The sequence below is a fragment of the Microbacterium sp. ABR10 genome, from assembly GCF_057812175.1.
The window spans coordinates 1926299-1942050 of sequence record NZ_CM173821.1; the positions used below are offsets into that span (position 1 = coordinate 1926299).

General features: G+C 68.8%; 11 protein-coding genes and 1 tRNA gene. 6 read left to right on the forward strand and 6 right to left on the reverse strand.

Features of this window, described 5'->3' with window-relative positions; all coding sequences use genetic code 11:
• Position 1: 1 nt before the first annotated feature.
• A complete protein-coding gene (gene leuD, locus ACXKZF_RS08915; RefSeq protein ID WP_243222195.1) occupies positions 2-598 on the reverse strand; it encodes a 3-isopropylmalate dehydratase small subunit in 597 nt (198 codons plus the stop codon).
• A gap of 1 nt (position 599) precedes the next feature.
• Positions 600-2099, reverse strand: coding sequence for a 3-isopropylmalate dehydratase large subunit (gene leuC, locus ACXKZF_RS08920; protein WP_055954039.1), 1500 nt, complete (start codon positions 2097-2099; stop codon positions 600-602).
• 228 nt (positions 2100-2327) lie between these two features.
• On the opposite strand from leuC, the gene ACXKZF_RS08925 reads away from it, so the two are divergent.
• Both ACXKZF_RS08925 and ACXKZF_RS08930 read left to right on the forward strand, forming a co-directional pair.
• Entirely contained in the window at positions 2328-3638 is a 1311-nt protein-coding gene (locus tag ACXKZF_RS08925; protein ID WP_488983975.1) for an O-acetylhomoserine aminocarboxypropyltransferase/cysteine synthase family protein, read from the forward strand.
• Positions 3635-4948, forward strand: a complete 1314-nt coding sequence (locus ACXKZF_RS08930; protein ID WP_488983976.1) for an LLM class flavin-dependent oxidoreductase — start codon at positions 3635-3637, stop codon at positions 4946-4948. The genes ACXKZF_RS08925 and ACXKZF_RS08930 overlap by 4 nt, the downstream gene beginning before the upstream one ends.
• A gap of 253 nt (positions 4949-5201) precedes the next feature.
• Here ACXKZF_RS08930 and ACXKZF_RS08935 read toward each other — a convergent pair whose 3' ends face one another.
• On the reverse strand, positions 5202-6266 hold the full coding sequence (locus ACXKZF_RS08935) for a TerC family protein (RefSeq protein ID WP_488983977.1): 1065 nt from the start codon (positions 6264-6266) through the stop codon (positions 5202-5204).
• A gap of 239 nt (positions 6267-6505) precedes the next feature.
• On the opposite strand from ACXKZF_RS08935, the gene ACXKZF_RS08940 reads away from it, so the two are divergent.
• From ACXKZF_RS08940 to ACXKZF_RS08950, 3 genes are all read left to right on the forward strand, one after another.
• The gene (locus tag ACXKZF_RS08940; protein WP_488983978.1) at positions 6506-7060 is read left to right on the forward strand and encodes an RNA polymerase sigma factor; all 555 of its coding nucleotides are present in this window, start codon (positions 6506-6508) and stop codon (positions 7058-7060) included.
• Complete coding sequence (locus ACXKZF_RS08945; protein ID WP_488983979.1) at positions 7057-8115, forward strand: DUF4349 domain-containing protein; 1059 nt, start codon at positions 7057-7059, stop codon at positions 8113-8115. The genes ACXKZF_RS08940 and ACXKZF_RS08945 overlap by 4 nt, the downstream gene beginning before the upstream one ends.
• Positions 8116-8323: 208 nt before the next feature.
• On the forward strand, positions 8324-12133 hold the full coding sequence (locus tag ACXKZF_RS08950) for an RICIN domain-containing protein (RefSeq protein WP_488983980.1): 3810 nt from the start codon (positions 8324-8326) through the stop codon (positions 12131-12133).
• A 212-nt stretch (positions 12134-12345) separates the two neighbouring features.
• On the opposite strand, the gene ACXKZF_RS08955 is transcribed toward ACXKZF_RS08950, so the two are convergent.
• A tRNA-Glu gene (locus ACXKZF_RS08955) sits at positions 12346-12421 on the reverse strand.
• A gap of 186 nt (positions 12422-12607) precedes the next feature.
• Between ACXKZF_RS08955 and ACXKZF_RS08960 the strand changes: the two genes are divergently transcribed.
• Complete coding sequence (locus ACXKZF_RS08960; protein WP_488983981.1) at positions 12608-13246, forward strand: MBL fold metallo-hydrolase; 639 nt, start codon at positions 12608-12610, stop codon at positions 13244-13246.
• A 151-nt stretch (positions 13247-13397) separates the two neighbouring features.
• Here ACXKZF_RS08960 and ACXKZF_RS08965 read toward each other — a convergent pair whose 3' ends face one another.
• Together ACXKZF_RS08965 and ACXKZF_RS08970 are read right to left on the reverse strand one after the other, a co-directional pair.
• Positions 13398-13667, reverse strand: a complete 270-nt coding sequence (locus ACXKZF_RS08965; protein WP_055954014.1) for an HPr family phosphocarrier protein — start codon at positions 13665-13667, stop codon at positions 13398-13400.
• Between the two features lie 28 nt (positions 13668-13695).
• A complete protein-coding gene (locus ACXKZF_RS08970) occupies positions 13696-15741 on the reverse strand; it encodes a PTS fructose transporter subunit IIABC (protein ID WP_055954011.1) in 2046 nt (681 codons plus the stop codon).
• Positions 15742-15752: the final 11 nt, after the last annotated feature.

Below are 15752 nucleotides of genomic sequence, written 5' to 3' on the forward strand. Positions count from 1 at the left end.
CTCAGCGGACCGGGAGGGTCCGCGGCCGCCATGCCTCGCGGCGCGCCTCGAACTGCGTGATCTTGTCTTCGTCACGCAGCGTGAGCCCGATGTCGTCGAGCCCTTCGAGAAGCCGCCACCTAGTGTAATCGTCGATGTCGAACGAGACCTGGAGATCGCCGACGGTCGCCGTCTTGGCCTGAAGATCGACGGTCATCTCGATGCCCGGCTGCGCCTCGATCACAGCCCAGATGCGCTCGAGGTCTTCTTCGCTGATCACGCCGGTGACAAGGCCCTGCTTGCCGGAGTTGCCGCGGAAGATGTCGGCGAACTTCGGGCTCAGCACCACTTGGAAGCCATAGTCGCGCAGGGCCCAGACGGCGTGCTCGCGGCTGGAGCCGGTGCCGAAGTCGGGACCGGCGACGAGGACGGATGCCGAGCGGTAGGCGTCCTGGTTGAGGATGAAGTCGGGGTCCTGGCGCCAGTTGGCGAAGAGGGCGTCGTCGAAGCCGGTCTTGGTGACGCGCTTGAGGAAGACCGCGGGGATGATCTGGTCGGTGTCGACGGCCGAGCGCTTCAGCGGGGCGGCGACACCGGTGTGGGTGCTGAACTTCTCCATGTCAGGCCTCCGCCCCGGTCGAAACGGTCTCGTCGGCGCGCGCTGCGCCGCCGGTGATCAGGGTGCCGTCGCTCGAGATCGGGTCGAGATCGGCGGGGCTCGACAGCGTGCCGCGGACCGCCGTGGCCGCCGCGACCAGCGGCGACACGAGGTGCGTGCGTCCGCCCTTGCCCTGACGTCCTTCGAAGTTGCGGTTCGAGGTGGAGGCGCAGCGCTCCCCCGGTGCGAGCTGGTCGGGGTTCATCCCCAGGCACATCGAGCACCCGGCGAAGCGCCACTCCGCACCGAAGTCGACGAACACCTTGTCGAGTCCCTCGGCCTCGGCCTCGAGGCGCACACGGGCCGAGCCCGGCACGACCATGACGCGCACGTTCTCGGCCTTGGTGCGGCCCTGGATGACGGAGGCGAAGGCACGGAGGTCTTCGATGCGGCTGTTGGTGCACGAGCCCATGAACACGGCATCCACCGGGATGTCTTTCATCGGGGTGCCGGCGGCGAGGTCCATGTACTCCAGCGCCCGCTCGGCGGCGGCACGCTCGTTGGGGTCGGCGAAGTCGGCCGGGGTGGGCACGACGTCCGACAGCGAGACGCCCTGGCCGGGGTTCGTGCCCCAGGTGACGAACGGCTCGAGGTCGGCTGCGTCGAGGAAGACCTCGGCGTCGTAGACGGCGCCCTCGTCGCTCGGCAGGGTGCGCCAGTAGGCGACGGCGTCGTCCCAGTCCTGGCCCTGCGGGGCGTGCGGCTTGTCTTTGACGTAGGCGAAGGTCGTGTCGTCGGGGGCGATCATGCCCGCGCGGGCGCCCGCCTCGATCGACATGTTGCACATCGTCATGCGCCCCTCCATCGAGAGGGAGCGGATCGCGCTGCCGCGGAACTCGAGCACGTAGCCCTGGCCGCCGTTCGCGCCGATCTTGGCGATGATCGCGAGGATGATGTCCTTCGCGGTGACGCCGGGCTTGAGGTCGCCCTCCACCGTGATGGCCATCGTCTTGAAGGGCTTCAACGGCAGGGTCTGCGTGGCGAGCACGTGTTCGACCTCGCTCGTGCCGATCCCGAACGCCATGGCGCCGAACGCGCCGTGCGTGGAGGTGTGCGAGTCGCCGCAGACGACGGTGATGCCCGGCATAGTGAGCCCGAGCTGGGGACCCACGACGTGGACGATGCCCTGCTCTTTGTCGCCGAGCGAGTGGATGCGCACGTCGAACTCGGCGGCGTTGCGGCGCAGCGTCTCGATCTGCGTGCGGCTGGTGAGGTCGGCGATCGGCTTGTCGATGTCGAGCGTGGGGGTGTTGTGGTCTTCGGTCGCGATCGTCAGATCGAGCCGGCGCACGGGGCGCCCCTCGGCGCGCAGACCATCGAACGCCTGGGGACTCGTGACCTCGTGCACGAGGTGCAGGTCGATGTAGATGAGGTCGGGCTGACCGTTCTCGCCCTTGACGACGAGGTGGTCGTCCCAGACCTTCTCAGCCAGGGTGCGAGGGTTCTCGGGAATTGTGCTCATGTTTGCGTTTCTCCTCGGGAGGGGTGTGAGGCCCGCGACGAACTCCGCGACGAGAAAGGCCTAGAACAAGGTCTCGTCGCGGCCGCTAAGGAGGAGGCCGGCGATCCGCACCTCGTCACGATACCACCGGGCCGGTCGGCAGCTCCCGCGTAACACGACGCCGCATGTTTGGGCGTTGCGCGCACTCGCGTGCGAGCCTGGGCCGACCCGTAGGAAGGAGCGTGCCCCATGGCCGCAGACGCCGAAACCGGATTCTCGACACGACAGGTGCACGCCGGCTCCGCCACCGCTCCCGCCACCCCGCGGGCGATGCCGATCTACCTGACCGCCGGGTTCACGTTCCGCGACCTCGACGAGTCGGCCGCGCACTTCGGCGCGGGCACCGGCTTCGGTTACACCCGCACCGGCAACCCCACCGTGCACGCGGTCGAGGAGCGTCTCGCCTCGATCGAGGGCGGCGATCAGGCCGTGCTCGTCTCCAGCGGCCAGGCCGCGGTGACCGTGGCGCTGCTGGCCCTGGCCGGTGCCGGCGATCACGTCGTCGTCTCGGAGCACATCTACGAGGGAACGCGCGGACTGCTCCTCGACAACCTCCTGCGACTGGGCATCGAGACGACCTTCGTCGACACGTCCGACCTCGACGCCTGGCGGGATGCCATCACCCCGCGCACGAGGGCGTTCTTCGCCGAGACGCTCTCCAACGCCCGCAACGACGTGCTCGACGTTGCGGCGATCTCGGCGATCGGTCGGGAGCACGGCATCCCTCTCGTGGTCGACAGCACCTTCACGACGCCGTACCTGCTGCGGCCGATCGAGCACGGCGCCGCCGTCGTCGTGCACTCGGCGAGCAAATTCCTCGCGGGCCAGGGGGCGGTGCTGGGCGGTGTCATCGTCGACGACGGCCGCTTCGAAGCCGCGGCATCCGGTCACCGCTTCCCCCACCTCGTGCAGACCGATCGCCTGGGCGGCGCCAGCTACGCCGAGAAGCACGGGGCCCGCGCCCGAGGCGCCTACATCCGCGAGAGTGTCGCCCCGCGCTTCGGTCCCGCGCCCTCGCCGCTGAACGCCTTCCTCATCGGTCAAGGCATCGAGACGCTGAGCCTGCGGGTGGAGCGCCAATCGCAGAATGCGCTGACCGTGGCGCGGTGGCTCGAGGGGCGCCCCGAGGTGGAGCGCGTCGATTACGTCGGCCTCGAGTCGCACCCCCACCACGAGCTGGGGCGGCATTACCTCACGCGCGGGAGCGGCTCGGTCTTCACGGTGACCCTGAGCGGCGGTCTGGAAGCCGCGCGGCACGTCGTGCAGTCGGTGAAGCTCATCACGCACATGACCCATCTCGGCGACGTGCGCTCGCTCGTGCTGCACCCGCAGAGCACCTCGCACTCGGCGCGCACCGTCGAGGAGCGCGAGCGCGCGGGCGTCTTCCCCGGCACGATCCGCCTGTCGATCGGCATCGAGGACATCGACGACATCCTCGCCGATCTGGATCAGGCGCTGGTGGGTGTGCCCGCCCTCGAGCGCGAGACGGTCGTGCTGTGACCCGCCTCCAGCACTTCGGCTGGTTCCTCGCGCGCGGCTTCGGACCGCACGGATGGGGCCACCCGTACCTGCGGTGGAACCATCGTTGGACCGAGTCGGGTCTGTACCAGGACTCCGCCCGCACGCTCGAGCAGGCCGGTTTCGACCTGCTGATCATCGAGGACGCCCCCTCGCTCGGCAGCGCCGAGACCATCGACCTGCGCGTGCGCCACGCGTTCGGCGGCCCGAAGCACGACCCGCTCCTGCTCGCGCCGTACCTGTTCGCGGCGACCCGGCACCTCGGCGTCGTTCCCACGGTGAACCCCGCGGCGTATCTGCCGTACACGGCCGCCCGTCAATTCGCGACGCTGCAGCACCTCAGCGGGCACCGCCTCGGCCTGAACGTCGTGACCGACACGGGCAGCGCGCGCCACTTCTCGTCTGCGCCGCAGCTCGGACACGACGCGGCGTACGACCGGGCCGAGGAGTGGCTCGGCGGCATCCGGGATCTTTGGCGCAGCTGGGGCGAGGGCGCCCTCGTCGTCGACGAGGAGTCCGGCGTCTACGCCGACGGGACGAGATTGGATGCCACCCGCCACCGCGGGGAGTACTACGGCTTCGACGGCCCGCTGAACGCCGTGCCGTTCACCGACGGCGAGCCGGCCATCGTTTCTCCGGGCGGGTCGGGCCGCGGACTGTCGTTCGCCGGGCACAACTCCGACGTGCAGCTGGCGCTGGCCCCGCTGGACGAGCAGAGCATCCGGGGCTATCGCGGGCGCATCCACGCCGCCGCGGAGGCCGCGGGTCGACGCGCCTCCGACATCAAGATCCTCTTCGCGATTCAGCCCGTGCTCGTGTCGTCGCCGGAGGAAGCCGACCGGCTGGTCGCGGCATCCGCTCACCCCGACGACGACGCGCTGATCGCCATCGCCCGCAAGCAGTCGAGCGACCTCGAGACCGACCTGACCGGACTCGACCTCGACCGGCCGCTGGACCGCGCGATCTTCGGCGAGCACGTGTCCGAGGGCAGCATCAAACGGCTCGTCGGGAAGCACGAACCCGACGCGCCGCTGCGGGCCATCCTCGCCGCGCACGCGCGCCTCGGGCGCCTGAACGACGGCACCGGGTTCGTGGGCACGGCCGACGAACTCGCGGACCGCATCGAAGAACTCGGCACGTGGGGCAACGACGGCGTGCTGCTGTGGGGCGACCTCCACCCGGTCACCGTTCACCGCGTGCTCGACGATCTGGTGCCGATCCTGCGGCGGCGCGGGATCCTCCGCGAAGAGTACGTCGACGGCGGCCTGCAGGCGAATCTGCGCGCGTTCTAGATTCCGGATGCCGGGGTCGCGGCGACGCACGCAGCGGGCTGCGCCCCCTCACCCCCTTGTCCCGATTGTGGTCGTCTCGGGGCTGCACAGGCAGCCACTTCTGGGACACGCAGCGCATCCACCGGGACATGGGCGGTGTCGCGCGGCGAAACGACGGCCATGTCCCACTGATGGTCGTCCGCGCGCTGCACGGACAGCCACCTTTGGGACACGCAGCGCATCCACCGGGACATGGGCGGTGTGCGGCGACGCGTCAGTCGCGGTCGGGGTGCTCCACCGTCGAGGGGGTGCCCTTCTCGTCGGCGACCTCGGCCGCGGCATCCTGTGCGCCGGCGGCCGCGGGCTCGCGACGGGCGGCGATCAGGCTGGCGACCGTCGCGACAGCCATCGACAGGATGATCACGGCGAGCGAGACCCACGTCGAGATCTCCGGCGCCCACTCGATCGGCTCGCCGCCGTTGAGGAACGGCAGTTCGTTGACGTGCATCGCGTGCAGGATCAGCTTCACGCCGATGAAGGCCAGGATGAAGGCGATGCCGTAGTGCAGGTACTTCAGGCGGTCGAGCAGGTCGCCGAGCAGGAAGTACAGCTGACGCAGACCCATCAGGGCGAAGAGGTTCGCGGTGAAGACGATGAACGGGCTCTGGGTGATGCCGAAGATCGCGGGGATGGAGTCGATCGCGAACAACAGGTCGGTGACGCCGATCGCGACGAAAACGATGATCATCGGCGTGAACAGCTTCTTGCCGTTGATACGCGTGATGACCTTCTTGCCGTCGTACGCGTCGCTCATCGGCAGGACGCGACGCAGCGTCCGCACGATGAGGTTCTCTTTCTGCGTGTCGTCGTCGTGATCGCCGCCGGGGAACGCCTGCCGGATCGCGGTGTAGATCAGGAACAGACCGAACAGGTAGAAGATCGGGCTGAAGTTCTCGATGATCGTCGCGCCGACCAGGATGAACGCGCCGCGCAGCACCAGCGCGATGATGATGCCCACCATCAGCACCTCCTGCTGATACCGGCGGGGCACCGCGAACTGCCCCATGATCAGCACGAAGACGAACAGATTGTCGATCGACAGGCTGTACTCCGTCAGCCAGCCGGCGACGAACTGCCCCGCCACCTCTCCCCCGGCGACGATCCACATCACGCCCGCGAAGATGAGAGCGAGGGTGACGTAGAACACCACCCACAGGGTGGATTCCTTCGGCGAGGGGATGTGCGGGCGCTTCAGGATGATCAGCAGGTCCGCGACCAGGATCAGTACGAGCACCACCAGGGTGATCGTCTGGAAGAGCGGGTCGAGCTGCAGCTCCATCGCGGGGCCTTTCGTCGGGGGAAACGCTCGAGTTTATCGACCCGACGGGGCGGTCCGTCGGCTTATGTAACTACTTCGCCCGTTGCGGACGTCGCGCCCGTGCCCTCCCGCTGCGCGCCGCCGTTGCAGTCGACCGTCGACAGCGCCGATGGAACCGGCGTGAGACGATCCGCCGCGGCGAGACACTTCTCAGTGAGAGAGTGCTCACGACAGCCCGCCCGAGGAGTGGAACGGATGCCATGACCGACGACGTGATCGACGACAGGGCGCTGGTCGCGCGCGCGGCCGGCGGCTCCGAGGGAGCGTTCCGCGAGCTGTACCGCGCGTACGTGCGCCCGGTGTACTGGGTGGCGTTCGGACTCGTCGGCGATGCCACCGATGCGGAAGACATCGTGCAGGACACCTTCGTGGTCGCCTGGAAGAAGATCCCCTCCCTGCGCCTCGAGGGCGCGTCGCTCCTGCCGTGGCTGGCGACGGTGTGCCGGTTCCAGGCGCAGAATCGTCTGCGCGCGCGGCGCCGGCACGGTTCGCACACGCAGCTCGACGAGCAGATCCCCGCCGCCGTCGACGTCGAGGCGCAGGTCGTCGAGGCACAGACTGTGGCGGCCATCGTCGCCGCCGTGGAGCGGTTGAGCGAGCTGGATCGCGAGATCTTCCGGCTGTGCGCCGCCGAGGGCTACGGCTACGAGGCCGCGGCGGCGTCGCTGGGCGTGTCGCACGGCGCGGTGCGAAACCGCCTCTCCCGCATCCGTTCCCGGGTGCGTGCCAGCGCGATGGAGACGGAGACGCCATGACCACCCCCGCACTGCCCTCACTGTCCGCCGAGCGCGTGGATGCCATGGAGTACGCCGTTCTCGGACGGATCGCCGATGAGCGCCACCGCGTGCGACGCCGTCGCCGCAACGTCTGGACGGGTGTTGGCGCGGCCGCCGCCGTCGTCGCGATCGCCGCCGTCGTCGGTCCGTCGCTTTCGTCCTCGCAGGGCGCGGGCGGGTCGATGGTGGTGGGCGCGAGCGGGGCCGAGAGCGCGCCGGACCTTCAGGATCAATATGACCCGGGCGGTGTCGACGTCGTCCCGGGTCAGGGTTTCGCGGAGTCCGGCGCCCTTCCCGACGAGTCGGCCGCTCGAGACGCCGGGACGCGCGACATCGTCGCCACCGGCTCCAGCACGGTCGAGGTCGACGACGTGCCCGCGGCGATCGATGCGGTCACCGCGGCCGCGGCCGCGGTCGGCGGTTACGTCGAGTCGTCGCAGCTCGGTGGCGGCATGGTCGGGATCCCGATCGACGGTTCCGCGGCGACGCCTGCCACGGCATCCTCCGGCTGGATCACCGTGCGCGTCCCTGCCGAGTCGCTGACCTCCGTCATGGACGGCCTTCGCGACATCGGAGACGTGACGGCGACCAGCGTGAACCGCTCGGACGTGACCGAGCAGACCGTCGACCTGCGTGCGCGGGTCGCCGCCGGTGAGGCATCCGTCGCGCGTCTGACGGAGCTCATGGGTCAGGCGGCATCGGTCGCCGACCTCATCACCGCCGAGTCGGCGCTGGCCGAACGGCAGGCTCAGCTCGACAGCGACCGGCAGGTGCTGCAGTCGATCGAGTCGCAGGTGGCCCTGTCGTCGCTGAGTGTGCAGCTGACCGAGCGCACGGCATCCGTCACCGCCGACCCCGCCGGCTTCGGCGACGGCCTTGGCGCTGGCTGGAACGGTCTCGTCGCGACCCTGAACGGGGTCGTCATCGGCGTGGGGTTCTTGCTGCCGTGGATCGTGGTGGCCGGGCTCGCGTGGGCTGTGGTGTGGGGCGTACGACGTGCGGTGCGGCGGCGGCGCGCGGCGCGCGGACGCTGACCTCGGCTCGGAATGGTGCGTTCGCGCCGACAGGGCAGCAGACAGCGCTGACGGCGCATGAGGCTCAGGGCGGCGCCCCCGATCAAACATCGGGTCTCTTCGCGCATACAACGCGAAATGCCGCTGACGATCGGCTATCGTGGACACAACAATCCGATGTTCACGTCAACATCGGCCGACTTGAGCAGTCTCGATGAGGAGACCCCCGATGCGAAAACTTCTCCCTCTCGCGGTGAGCGCGGTAACGGTGGCGGTTCTGACGAGCACGTCGGTGCAACCCGCCGTCGCGGCCGTGCCGACCGCCGCCGCCGAGACCACATCGACGACGGTCATCACCCCGAATCCCTGGTACGAACACACCCCTTTCACCGGGTGGGGCACGAGCCTCGCGTGGTTCGCCAACGCGGCGGGGCGCTACGCGCTGTCGGACGATCCGGATGCCAGAAAGCTGGCAGACGACTTCTACAACCTGCTCTTCAGCGACGCTGGACTGGACCTGCAGACGGTCCGCTACAACATCGGCGGGGGCAACGCGTCGGACACCACCGACTACCTCCGGCCGGGGGCCGCCGTCGAGGGGTGGTGGGCTCAAGACCCCACGGGGGAGGCTGGCCTCTACGGCGGATCACCCACGTCGTACGACGCGCGCGGTGAGCTCCTCGACCGGTGGGACCCCGACGACGATGCCGACTACGACTTCACCGCCGACGCGTCGCAGCGGTGGTGGCTGTCGAAGCTCCAAGCCGATCAGCAGGTGAAGAACTGGGAGTTCTTCTCGAACTCGGCACCGTACTTCCTCACCAATTCCGGGTACGTCTCGGGCCACTGGCGAGGGAGCTCCGACGACCAGCTCGCGGGAGACGGCACCGAGACCGGGTCGACCACGAACGCGACCGAGAAGTTCGCGAAATACATCGCCCGCGTGACCAAATACCTCTCCGACGAGTACGGCATCACCCCCGACACGGTCGAACCGCTGAATGAGCCGAACGACTGCCCCAACTGTTGGGCGACCGACGGAACCACCGACAGCCCGAAGGCGCGTCAGGAGGGCATGTCGGTCAAGCCCGACCAGCAAGCGCGGCTCATCCGCGATCTGCGCGAAGCGCTCGACGCTCAGGGGTTGACCACCCGCGAGGGCAAGAACCGCGTCTCGGCCATGGATGCCTCCAGCTCGCAGACGTTCTCCTCCGACTACCTCGGCTCCGACAACGGCGGCAACGGGTACAAGCAGAACGTCGACATCTGGCGCGACGCGCTCGGTCAGATCAACACCCACGGATACGGCGACCAGAGCCGCGCCGCCTGGATCCGCGATATCGCCAAGAGCTTCGACAAGCCACTGATGCAGAGCGAGTTCGAAGGCGACTACTCCGGCACCGGATACGACCCCTACGACTTCACCAACGCGATCAACTTCGCCGATCGCATGAACTATCAGATGGCCCACTACGAGCCGAACTCGTGGGTTCTGTGGCAGCCGGTCGAGGACTACTACAACATGGAACAGCCGCCGTCGACGGGAGGCGAGAACCTGAACTGGGGCTCGATCTTCATCGACTTCGATTGCCAGACCTTCACGCGCGCCGACGGGTCGACGGTGTTCGCTTCGGAACGTCGCGTCGACCGTCTCTACGGCGGCGTCGACGCCAACGGCCACGTGCGCGCCGACGTCCCCGCCTGCGAGCTCGCCACGAACTCGAAGTTCAACATGTTGAAGAACTACACGCACTTCATCCAGGCCGGCGACTCGGTCATCGCCACCGACTCCCTCAAAGCCACGGCAGCGATTCGACCCACCGACAAGAGCCTGCGGGTGGTCTACACCAACAGCGACTCGGCGAGCACCACGGTGAAGCTCGATCTCCGCGGCTTCGGCGACATCGCCCGCGGCGCGACCGTGCAGAAGTTCGTGACCACTCAGGCTCCGTCCGACGGTTCGACCACCGCGAACACGCTGGTGCACGACAGTGCACAAGATGTCGCCGTCGACGCGGGCACCCGCAGCGCGACGCTCGAGGTCCCCGCCCGCTCGGTCACGACCTTCGTCGTGACCGGCGTGTCCGGTGTCTCGGCCGACGCTGCGTCCGCCATCGACGGGCACACCTACCAGCTCGTCGGGCAGGGCTCGGGCAAGCCGATCGCCGCGCGCGCCGCCGGCTCGGCGATCGCGATCGATTCGACAGCAGCCGCGTCGGCACAGAAATGGACCTTCACGGCCGTGGCCGCGGCATCCACTCGACCGACGGACCGCGCCTACGTGCTCAGCAGCAGCGACGGGGCAGTTCTCGTCGGCGACTCCTCGGGTGTCCGCACGACCGCGGAGCTCTCGGTCGCGCGGGCGAAAAGCGACCCCTCCGCGATCTGGATCCTGAACACCACCGACGGCACGCACTTCTCCTTGGTCAACAAGGCGGGGGTGCAGGCCCTCGAGGTGCCGGGCGGAGCCACGACCGACGGCACCGCCCTCGCTCTCTGGGATTCCAACAACGGGACCAATCAGGCATGGACCCTGCGCGACCTGGCAGTCTCCTCCGCCACCGCTCTGACCTCCGCGACGCCGGTCGGACGCGCACCCACCCTGCCCGCCACCGCGATTCCCGCCTACCGTTGGGGAAGTGGTCAGCCCGCGCCGGTGTCGTGGCGACTGCCCGACGCCTCCGTGTGGAACACGCCGGGAACCGTCGTCGTCACGGGGTCCGCGACCGACGCGTACGGCACCGCTTTCGACGTCACGTCGACCGTCGAGGTCGGCGAGTTCACGATCACCGACCCCGCCTCGATGACCGTGCCGGTGGGCAGCTCCCTTCAGCGTCTCGTCGCGCAGGCGCCCTCCGTCGTCGATGCGCGCATCGGAGCCTCGGCGACCGTTCACCCGACGGCGGTCACCTGGGACTGGTCTTCCGTCGACCCGAACGCTCTCACGCGGACCGGCGTCGTCACGGTGACGGGTGCCGCGAAGACCCTGTCCGGCTCGACGACCATCCCCGCAACGCTGAACGTCATCGTCGTCACAGCGACCGACGCGAACATCGCGCGACTGCCTGCCACCCGAGTCGACGCGTCCTTCACGGAGAAGGCGCAGTACACCGCCGAGAACACTCGTGACGGCGACCGCGGAACGGTCTGGTCGAACTGGAAGCCCGAGGCCGGCGCAGATCGCGACCCGTGGTTGAGCTACACCTTCGACCGTCCGTACACGCTGAACTCGCTCGACTTCTTCGTCGGCACGGGCTCGAACGGTGCCGCGGAGTCACCGGTGGCCGGCATCGCGGTGCAGTACCTCAGCACGGACGGCAAGTGGACGAACTCCGGGGTCTCGACCACTCAGATCCAGACCACACCCGGAGTACCCACGACGCTCGATCTCTCGAGCCTCCCTCGGACAACCGGCGTGCGCCTGTCCATGACTTACTCGGCGGGCGGGTACTTCACCAAGGTGGGCGAGGTGGAGATCCTCGGTAAGATCGCGGATTCCGCCGACACGGCAACACTCGCCGCACTGCGGCTGGGGGGCACCCCGATCGACGGTTTCTCGCCCGACACGGCGGACTACCGCGTCGCAAAACCCGCCAGCGGATTGCCGAGCGTCGTCGCCATCCCCACCGACCGGGATGCCACGGCGGCCATCACCCCGCCGACGTCCGCATCGCCCGTCGCGACGATCGTGGTGACCGCCGCGAACGCTCGAGCAAGCCGCACCTACACGGTGACCTTCGTCGATGCGCTGGCGCCGGTGAACGTGCAGACGACCGTGACGCCGCGCTGCGTCGCGGGCAAGGTCACCCTCTACGTGGTCTCCAAGAACGCGGACACCGCGACGGCCACGGTGGGATGGACGACCGCGTACGGCTCCAAGAGCGGTGTGGGCATCCAGCCGACGAAATCCAGCTCGGCGTCCTTCACGACCCGGAAGGCATCCATTCCCGCGGGCACCGTGACGGTCTCGGCGACCGCGGACGGGCGCACTCCGCTCAACGCGGCGGTCCCCTTCCCTGCCACCACCTGCGCGAACTGACCCACAGACTAAGGGGGCACCGACCATATGGTCGGTGCCCCCTTAGTCTTAGTGGCCCCAGCGGGATTCTTCCTTCCGCCCCCTCCACATGCCGCTTCGCGGCGCGCGGAGACTCCGGGGGTGGGGCCCAACTCGCTCACGCGGCTCCTCATCCAGCTACGGCACCCTAACGACAAAAAGGCCCCGACCATTCGGTCGGAGCCTTTTTTCGTTGGTGACCCCAGCGGGATTCGAACCCGCGTTACCGCCGTGAGAGGGCAGCGTACTAGGCCGCTATACGATGGGGCCGCGTCACAACCGTTCAAGTATGCATCACGATAGGCGCGCACGCAAAATCGAGGTGGAACCGTCGAAATCTCGGGCGTGTCTCAGCACGGTACCGCGAACCGGGTGCCGACGGAAGAGGCGATAGACGCTGTTCACCCGCAGCGCCAGCGGTTGCCGCGCTCCCCGCAGGAAGAGTTGACTCGGATCATGCGCCTCACGAAGCACGAACACGCCGCCCTCGTCCTCGTCGAAACCGGCCACTCGCTCGTCATCGATCCCGGCAGCTTCACCTCGCCGATCGAGGACCTCGTCGGTCTGGTCGGAATCGTCCTCACACATGAGCATCCCGATCACTGGACGCCCGAGCACCTCACCCGCCTGCTCAAGGCGCACCCCGGAGTCCCGATCTACGGGCCCGAGGGGGTCGTCCATGCCGCCGCGGGGTTCGAGGTGACCGCCGTGCACCCCGGTGACCGGCTCGACCTCGGGCCGTTCCACCTCGAGTTCTCGGGCGGCGAGCACGCCGTGATCCACGAGTCGATCCCGGTGGTCGACAACGTCGGCGTGCTCGTGAATGACGCGTTCTACTACCCCGGTGACTCGTACACCGTCCCCAAGCACGTAAAGGTGACGCTGCTGGCCGCCCCGGTCGGCGCCCCGTGGCTGAAGATCGGCGACGCGATCGACTACGTCCTCGCGGTCAAGCCGGAGCGCGTCTTCGCCACCCACGACATGACGCTGTCCGTCGCGGGAAAGCAGATGGGCGACGCGCGCCTGACGTGGGCCGTAGAACAGAACGGCGGCTCGTTCGTCGACCTCAAGCCCGGCGACACCGTAGACGTCTGATCGGCACGTCCTCGGCGGAAGCTCCGTTCCCGCTCCCACCGCGAGTTCCTGGTGCTCCCGCGCAGACACCCCTGCCAGGCCCCGAACGCGGAAACACCGGATGCCACGAGCCCTGGGGGCCCGTGGCATCCGGTGTTCTGATACGGAGTGCTTACTGCGCGTCGAGGTCGGTCTCGAGAAGGGCGACGAGCTCGTCGAGCGCCTGCTCGGCACCCTCACCCTCGGCCTTGAGCGTCACGACGGTACCGTGGCCGGCGCCGAGACCCATGAGCGACAGAATGCTGCCGGCGTTGAGGTCGGCACCGCCGTCGGCCGAGATCGTGACGGGGATCTTCTTCTCCTGCACGGCCTGCACGAAGAGTTTCGCGGGGCGGGCGTGGAGTCCCGAGCTGCTGGCGATGGTGGCCTGACGTTCTGCCATGGTGAATCCTCTCGATTCGACGGGGGTCTTATGCGGCGACCGTGGCCGCGGGAGCGGTCTCGGCGACGGAGGCATCCTTCGGAGTGCGACCGATGCCCTTGAGGGCGACGACGATGAGCGCCGTCACGACCGTACCCACAATGATCGCCAGCGGGAAACCCCACACCGGGTTGATGGCGAACAGCACGAAGATGCCGCCGTGAGGTGCGTAGGACTGCACGCCGATCAGCATGCTCAACCCACCGGTGATCGCGCCGCCCACCATCGAGGCAGGGATGACGCGCAGCGGGTCGGCCGCGGCGAAGGGAATCGCGCCCTCGGAGATGAACGAGGCACCCAGCAGCCAGGCGGCCGCACCGTTCTCGCGCTCGACCGGGGTGAACCGTCCGCGCGAGAGGACCGTGGAGGCGAGCGCCATCGCGAGCGGGGGCACCATTCCGGCGGCCATGACCGCGGCCATGATCAGGTACGGAGTGGTGTTCGTCTGGGTCGCGGCGGCGAGGCCGGTCGTAGCGAAGACGTAGGCGACCTTGTTGACGGGGCCACCGAGGTCGAAGCACATCATGAGACCGAGGATCACACCGAGCACGATGGCGCCGGCGCCGCTGGCGGCGAGTCCGGTCAGGCCCTCGGTGAGCGCGGCCATGAGCGAGGCGATCGGGCGACCGAGGAAAAGGATCATCAGACCCGAGGCGAAGATCGAGCCGAGGAAGGGAACGATGACCACCGGCATGAGGCCGCGGAGCCAGCGAGGCGCGTTGAAGCGGCCGAGCCACCAGGCGATGAAGCCGGCGAGGAGCCCTCCGATGATGCCGCCGATGAAGCCGGCGTTCATGAGCACGGCCACGGCACCGGCGACGAAACCGGGCGCGATGCCGGGGCGATCGGCGATCGCGTAGGCGATGAAGCCCGCGAGGACGGCGACGAGGAAGCCCATCGACGTCGCGCCGATCATGAACGCGACCGAGCCGAGGTACTGGCCCAGTCCGCCCTCCGGCAGATCCCAGAGGGAGTTCTGGATGATGACGTTGGCCGCGTCGTCGGTCACCCGATAGCCAGCGAGCAGGAACCCGAGGGCGATGAGCAGACCGCCACCGGCGACGAACGGGATCATGTAGCTGACACCGGTCAGAAGCCAGCGCTGGATGCGGCGGCCGACCGACTGCTGGGCGACCGGCACGTCGGAGGCGGATGCCGCGGCGCCGCTGCCGGGAACTCGGGCGGCGTTCGGGTTCTCGCTGGCGGCGAGAGCCTCGGCGATGAGCTGCTTCGGCTGCTCGATACCGCGCTTGACGCCGGAGCGGACGACCGGCTTGCCGGCGAAGCGCTGAGGTTCGCGCACGTCGACGTCGACCGCGAAGATCACGGCGTCGGCCTCGTCGATGACGCTCTGCGGCAGGGCCTTGTAGCCGCTGGAGCCCTGCGGCTCGACGATCAGCTCGACGCCGTCGGCTTCGGCGCCGGCCGCTGTGAGCGCGTCGGCGGCCATGAAGGTGTGGGCGATGCCGGTGGCGCAGGCGGTGACGGCGACGATCTTCTTCGTCTTGGTGGCGGTGCGGGCGTCGGCGCGGGTGGCGGCGGGCACGGCGGCGGCGGCGGGGGCAGCAGCAGCGGGCTCGGGCGCCGGCGTGATGGCATCCGTGATGATGCGCACCGCGTCTGCGGGCGCCTGCGCGGCACGCAGGCCCGACATGAAGTCGTTCTTCATGAGGCTGCGGGCGAGCTGCGACAGCACCGACAGGTGGGCCTCGTCGGCACCCGAGGGGGCGGCGATGAGGAACACGATGTCGGCGGGACCGTCCGGAGCGCCGAAGTCCACGCCCGGGGTCAGGCGTGCGAAGGCGAGCGTGGGCTCGGTGACCGAGGCGCTGCGCGCGTGCGGGATGCCGATGCCGCCGGGCAGGCCGGTCTCGTCCTTCTGCTCTCGGGCCCATGCGTCGTCGAACAGTTCTTGAGCGCTCGTCGCGCGGCCCTGCGCGACGACGCGCTCGGCGAGGGCGCGGATCACCGACTGCTTGTCGGTACCCAGGGGCACGTCGAGTGTGACGAGCTCCGGCGTGATGATGTCGGACATTGTCGATGACC

Bases quoted from the DNA above. Each gene is read 5' to 3' on its own strand.
- ACXKZF_RS08925 (WP_488983975.1), top strand. From the start codon at position 2,328: ATGGCCGCAGACGCCGAAACCGGATTCTCGACACGACAGGTGCACGCC.
- ACXKZF_RS08945 (WP_488983979.1), top strand. From the start codon at position 7,057: ATGACCACCCCCGCACTGCCCTCACTGTCCGCCGAGCGCGTGGATGCC.
- ACXKZF_RS08960 (WP_488983981.1), top strand. From the start codon at position 12,608: ATGCGCCTCACGAAGCACGAACACGCCGCCCTCGTCCTCGTCGAAACC.
- ACXKZF_RS08970 (WP_055954011.1), bottom strand. From the start codon at position 15,741: ATGTCCGACATCATCACGCCGGAGCTCGTCACACTCGACGTGCCCCTG.
- leuC (WP_055954039.1), bottom strand. From the start codon at position 2,099: ATGAGCACAATTCCCGAGAACCCTCGCACCCTGGCTGAGAAGGTCTGG.
- leuD (WP_243222195.1), bottom strand. From the start codon at position 598: ATGGAGAAGTTCAGCACCCACACCGGTGTCGCCGCCCCGCTGAAGCGC.
- ACXKZF_RS08935 (WP_488983977.1), bottom strand. From the start codon at position 6,266: ATGGAGCTGCAGCTCGACCCGCTCTTCCAGACGATCACCCTGGTGGTG.
- ACXKZF_RS08950 (WP_488983980.1), top strand. From the start codon at position 8,324: ATGCGAAAACTTCTCCCTCTCGCGGTGAGCGCGGTAACGGTGGCGGTT.
- ACXKZF_RS08940 (WP_488983978.1), top strand. From the start codon at position 6,506: ATGACCGACGACGTGATCGACGACAGGGCGCTGGTCGCGCGCGCGGCC.
- ACXKZF_RS08965 (WP_055954014.1), bottom strand. From the start codon at position 13,667: ATGGCAGAACGTCAGGCCACCATCGCCAGCAGCTCGGGACTCCACGCC.